This window comes from Arthrobacter rhizophilus, from assembly GCF_026241105.1.
Lineage (GTDB): Bacteria > Actinomycetota > Actinomycetes > Actinomycetales > Micrococcaceae > Arthrobacter.
In genome coordinates, this window is record NZ_JAPFFT010000062.1 from 1 (window position 1) to 5,590 (window position 5,590).

2 protein-coding genes and 2 pseudogenes are annotated in these 5,590 nt (G+C 63.0%); 1 reads left to right on the forward strand and 3 read right to left on the reverse strand.

Annotated features, from left to right (window positions below):
• Positions 1-379 precede the first annotated feature (379 nt).
• The 3 genes and pseudogenes from OOZ51_RS22180 to OOZ51_RS22190 all read right to left on the reverse strand — a co-directional run bounded on the left by OOZ51_RS22180 (position 380) and on the right by OOZ51_RS22190 (position 4,713).
• A pseudogene (locus OOZ51_RS22180) lies at positions 380-975 on the reverse strand (recombinase family protein).
• Positions 976-1,417: 442 nt separating this feature from the next.
• Positions 1,418-3,583 (reverse strand): amylo-alpha-1,6-glucosidase, encoded by a 2,166-nt coding sequence (locus OOZ51_RS22185; RefSeq protein WP_265982128.1) that lies wholly within the window; start codon positions 3,581-3,583, stop codon positions 1,418-1,420.
• Positions 3,584-4,020: 437 nt separating this feature from the next.
• Positions 4,021-4,713 (reverse strand): FadR/GntR family transcriptional regulator, encoded by a 693-nt coding sequence (locus OOZ51_RS22190; RefSeq protein WP_265982129.1) that lies wholly within the window; start codon positions 4,711-4,713, stop codon positions 4,021-4,023.
• Between the two features lie 710 nt (positions 4,714-5,423).
• On the opposite strand from OOZ51_RS22190, the pseudogene OOZ51_RS22195 reads away from it, so the two are divergent.
• A pseudogene (locus OOZ51_RS22195) lies at positions 5,424-5,590 on the forward strand (isocitrate lyase); the annotation flags it as partial.

A 5,590-nucleotide genomic window follows, 5' to 3' on the forward strand; every position in this document is an offset into this window, starting at 1 on the left:
CTCGCCGGTTCCCCCACCCGGAGGATCCTCCTCGCCCACCTCGCGAACCGCAGGCTCAGCCCCGCCGGACAGCAGGCTGCATCCGTGTTCCTGTCAACGGCGAAGCGTTTGCAAACCCCAACACCCGCAGCAACCAACCCCAGTTCGTGAATCCCGTGCTGCCACTACGCGCAGGGTTCTCGTTCCTTGAGCCACCAACGTGGACACGTGCCATCTGGCCGTTGGTCGGCCCATGCCGAGATGACTGCTCCCTGGTGCCGACGGTAGAGGACTTCTGACATTCCGTGCAGGCGGCTTCGGAACCCCGAAAACACGCGGGCCGTCGTGCAGGCTGGTGCTGAAATGACGGTCAGCGATAAATGGCGGTTTTTTTGCTTCGCTAAATGGCGGCCTGCTGGTTCGAGAGTGCTCGCGACCGCCTATAAAAGGTTGCTCGGGACATTCCGAGATCGCGCGCGACTTGAGCAGCAGGTTCGCCGCCTTCGACCAGACGGACCGCGCTTCGAATCCGGCTGTCAGTGACCCGGCGAGGTCGGCCACCAAGATCCATCCCGGCTTCTCGGCGTTTGGCGATGGAATCGGTGACGCGTTCGCGCTTGATCTCGTGTTCCATCTGCGCGAGGGCGGCCATGATCGTGAACAACATGGATCCCATTGGGGTCACAGTATCGACATCGCCTCCACCTAGGTTTAGAACGCGCAGGCCGGCTCCTCGACTGCGGAGTTCAGCGGCGAAGGCGAGCATGTTCTGGGTGGAACGTCCGAGCCTGTCCAGCGTGGTGATGACGAGAGTGTCGCCATCGGTCAGCGCTTCGAGGGCCCGATCAAACTGTGGTCGTGAATTTCGCGCCCCGGACACGCCGTGGTCAATGTAGAGGAATCGCGCCGGACTCCGGCGGCAAGAAGGTCTGCCTGTTGCCGGTCGGTGGATTGCTGTCGCGTGGAAACGCGTGCATAGCCAATCAGTTTGGCCATAGGCTGCTCCGATGTGTCTCATAACTAATGGTGGATACAGCGATTCAACCAGAAGGTTTCGAGACATAGTTAGGAGAATCGCCGGCGACGGAAGAACTCTGACGATTCGGCGAAAAATATGATGTTGAAATCGTCACAGGGGCCGAGCCTGTGAGACGTCTCGTATCCCTAGGGTTGCAAGACCGGCGATCGAGACACCACCCTTGGACGCGGACACCCTCGACTTGTCAGTGCTGCCCGCAGAGCGGCGTCGGTTCCTGGCCACGGTCGGGCCCCCGGTTGACCGTGCAGGCGCTGGACCCACCCGATCCGCAGCACCGCTACCCGATCCCGCTTACGGTGCTCGCGCAGTCGGCGACCGAGGTGCTCGACGAGGTCGTGTGAAGTCCGAAGCGATCCTCCTCAGACCCGTTCCCGCGTCGAAGGTTTCAGCGTCCACCGTCTATCTCCGCTTTATCCTCTGCTGCACTTTGGCCTGCTCAACAAGTTCGGCCATCCACGGTCGGTGCCCGCGGTGGAACACCATGCCCTCCGGCAGCCCGTGGACGGAAGCCCTGGAACCGGCAACGTCGATGGTGATCCGCCCCCCGGCCAGAGGCGCGTTCATGATCTGCAGGTCGCCGTAGGTTTCCGGCAGGACGGGATCCATCCACAGGCCGCCTTGGGATACATGCGCGTCATAGCGCATCAGGCTCGTCACTAGATGAATCGGTGTGGTCGCCGCCCATGCCTGCGGCGAGCACGCGGTAGGATAGGGCACGGGTGCGGCTAAATGCTCCCGGCCAAAGCCGCAGAACAGCTCCGGCAAGCGGCCGCCGGAGTACTCGGCCGCTTCCAGCAGGGCGGTGGCGATCCGCTGGGCCTGCTCCACGAAGCCGTAGCGCATCAACGCTAGCGTGATAATCGCGTTGTCGTGCGGCCAGACCGATCCATTGTGGTAGCTGGCGGGGTTGTAGGCGCCCATGTCGCTGGCCAGGGTCCGTACGCCCCAACCGCTGAACATCTCCGGGGACATCAGCCGTTCAACCACCAGCGGGGCCTTGTCCTCATCCACCAGGCCGAGCCATAGGCAGTGGCCCATGTTGGACGCGCACGCGTCGACCTGCCGCTTCTGACCATCGAGTGCGACGGCGTAATACCCGCGATCAGGCATCCAGAATTGCTCGTTGAACCGTTTCTTCAACTGTGCCGCCCGGCTGGCGAGCTCGCCCGTCAACGCCGCGTCACCGGCGTCGTACGCCATCCAAGCGCGGGCCATGTATGCGGCATAGACATACGCCTGCACTTCGCAGAGCGCGATCGGCGGCTTCGCCAGGGTCCCGTCGGCGAAGTTGATCCCGTCCCAGGAGTCCTTCCAGCCCTGGTTGATCAGACCCTGGTCATTGAGGCGCTGATACTCGACGAACCCGTCGCCGTCCTTGTCCCCGTAGTCCCGGATCCAGTCCAGCGCCCGGTCCGCGTGCGGCAGGAGGGCGGCGATGGTGTCCTTGGCGAATCCCCAGCGGCTGACCGCCCCCAGCACCACCACAAACAGCGGAGTGGCGTCGACGCTGCCGTAGTAGACGGACTTGCCGCCCAGGGACAACCCGCTGGAGACACCGAGCCTGACCTCGTGCAGGATCTTGCCCGGTTCTTCTTCGCTCATCGGATCCACCACGGTGCCTTGGCGGTCCGCCAGCGTCTGCAGCGTCCCCAGGGCCAGGGAGGGGTCCACGGGCAGCGCCATATGCGAGGCCAACAGCGAGTCCCGGCCGAACAGGGTCATGAACCAGGGCGCCCCGGCGGCCACCACGACCCGGTCCGGATGGTTCGGATCCTCGATGCGAAGGGCACCCAGGTCGTCATAGCTGCGCCGCAACGTCCGTTCGATGGAGCGGTTTCCCAGCTGCAGCACCGGGATTTTGGCCACCCACTCCTGCCGGCGCCGGTCACTCGGGGACGGCTCACCGGCGGCCGGATGCACAAACAGCGCTCCAGGGTTGATTCCGTCAACGAGGGGCACCACGCTGACCACCGTGCTCCACTGCCCTTGGGGCGGGAGAGCCACCCGGTACGTCAGGCCCTCAGCCGTGACATCGGCACCCGGTGCCTTGACAACGACACCCTTCCGGGCATCCTGCCACGCTGCCCGGATGGTCAGCGCGTCGCCATCCGGAGACCGGGTCTCATCCCAGCGCCGCCGGATCCGCGCCTCCTTCACCTCGAAAAGATCCGCAAAATCAGACTCGATGCTCAGGGAAACAACGCATTCCGCAGGATCCTGGCCATAGTTCCGTACCGTGATCTGCTCCCGGATCCCCACGCCCACTTCGCGCAGCCGATCCACGAGCAACGGGCTGTCCGCGTACCCGTCCAAGCGGGCAACACGGGAGACAAACAGCGCCCGGTACGGCTCCTTCGCCTCCGCAGCCAACGGCTCCAGCCCCCGGCCATTTACGGTCAGGCCCCAGCCGGACAGGATGCGGGTGTCCTCGAAGAAAACCCCGTGGGGGTATTCAGGATGGATATCGCCGTTCGGTGACGAGATACAGAAGGATGTGCCCTCCACCAAAGTGACCGTCCCGGCACCTAACGGCCCAGCCGCCGTATCAGCATTCCACCCTGCCACCAAAGCTCCTTAACAAGGAGGCCTGAGACATCCAGCGCCCAACGCCGCCTTCATGGTTTTAATGGACGCTACGCCGGTCGTCCCCCAAGCGCCAGAGGTAGGGAGGGAGAGTCTGAGGTCCCGGAGCAACACCGAGAGGGTGCATTCAGGCCGGGAGCTGGCAGACGGGCTGGGCGGAAGTAGGGCTTGTGAATTAGCGAAATATCCGACTAACGTTCCACAGGGAGCAGTCATGAAAACCCTGGTAATCCCGGAAACGAGAAGCCCCTGAGATTCTGACACGCTCGTATTAGCAGCGAAGGTGTGCGGTGGGCAGCAACACGACAGCAGACTGACACTCTTTGTTCGGGTTCGCGGGATGGGGGAAGATCAGTATTTGCAGGACCTGCCGGCCCAAAACGGTGATCCAGCGGCCCACACTCATCAGAAGCCGATTCTTACCTCAGCAGTTCAACGTCGGAAACGAGTTCGATATGGGAGAGCATCGCTTCCGCTGCAGCATCCGGGTCCTGGACCCGGATTGCATCGGCAATCTTGCGGTGGGAGGCGAGGGACTGCTCTGGGCGTCCCGGCTGGCCCAAGGATTCCATGCGGGTCTCCAAAATCATTTCCGCGATGAATGTCATCAGTTGGGCCATGACCGCGGAATGGGCTGCCGCCGTGACCGCCTGATGGAACAGTTCGTCACCCTGCAGTCCCCGTCCGCCTCCTTCGATGTCAGCGGCCATCACTTCCAACGCTGAATCGATCAAATCGAGATCGGCCTCGGTGCGCCGGATCGCGGCAAGGCCTGCGAGCTTCACTTCGAGCGTACTTCTCGCCTCAACGATTTCCGGAAGCCTGTTTCGATGCTCCCTGAGGCTCTTGATCACTGTTGCAATCCTGGGCCGGTGCACGAGCACGGCGCCGGTGCCGTGCTGCACATCGATGACTCCTAGAACCTCCAACGCCACCAGGGCCTGGACCAGAGTGGCCCTGGACACCCCTAGCCTCTCCGCCAAGTCCCTTTCAGCCGGCAACAGATCCCCCGGGCCCAGCTGTTCGGCCTCTATATAGTCCAGAAGCTGTTTCACAAGCTGCTCATAGAGACGCGGCCTGGGGACGCGACTTAAAGGCTGTGCTGCCCGGATTTCTTTCACTGCTTCCCCTTCGAATACAACGTGTTGACACAAGTTTACACGGAGGAGTATTGACAAGGTCACCCACTGTACTAGAGGATAGTCCAGTGAGCCAGTGCTTCGGGTCACATTCTTTTTTACTCCGGAGGAACAAAGATGTTCGCTGATCGGTCTCCAGACCCCGACCGTGTCCTGGCCAATGGGTCAGGGGTGTGGCGGCGACGCGCCGACGTTGCTGCCGGCCGACCGGAGGATCGCCGCGCGCCATGCTTGGTTGTCCCCGTTATCTCCGGAGGCGGCCAGCGCCATTGTTCACCGCGGCACCGGGTTAGCCCCAGCCATGTCCGCCGCCCAGGGTGTGAACGTCCCATCCCGCAGGCCGCTTGTCTCGTCGACCACATCGTCGACGAACGCCACGGCGCCGGTCAGAGGCCAAAGCATTCTGCCAGCGGCTAGGTCAGGCCATTGAATACGAACTCTCCACACCGTCCGGCATCAGCCTGGACATCCTGCTGCCCCAAAGGATCAGGACGTATCGCGAACTGGGACACCGAGACCGCCGGCGGTACCACGGTCGCCGTCGTCCTCAATTGCGTGACCGACCGCTCCGGCGAATCCCGGGACTGTAGAGCGGCAGACTCTCCGTATGCCGCGCCCGAACGGCGATCACGACGATAACCAAACGTGGAATCAGCATCCACCACCGTAGAAGGAGACATCACATGACGCAGGAACAGAATCACCAGACCATGGCGCTGGAAGCTAAGGATCTGGAGCTCGAATGGGCTGCCGACCCGCGTTGGGAAGGCGTCACCCGCGATTACTCGGCCACCGACGTCGTCCGCCTCCGCGGCCGGGTCTCCGAAGAACACACCTTGGCCAGGCGCGG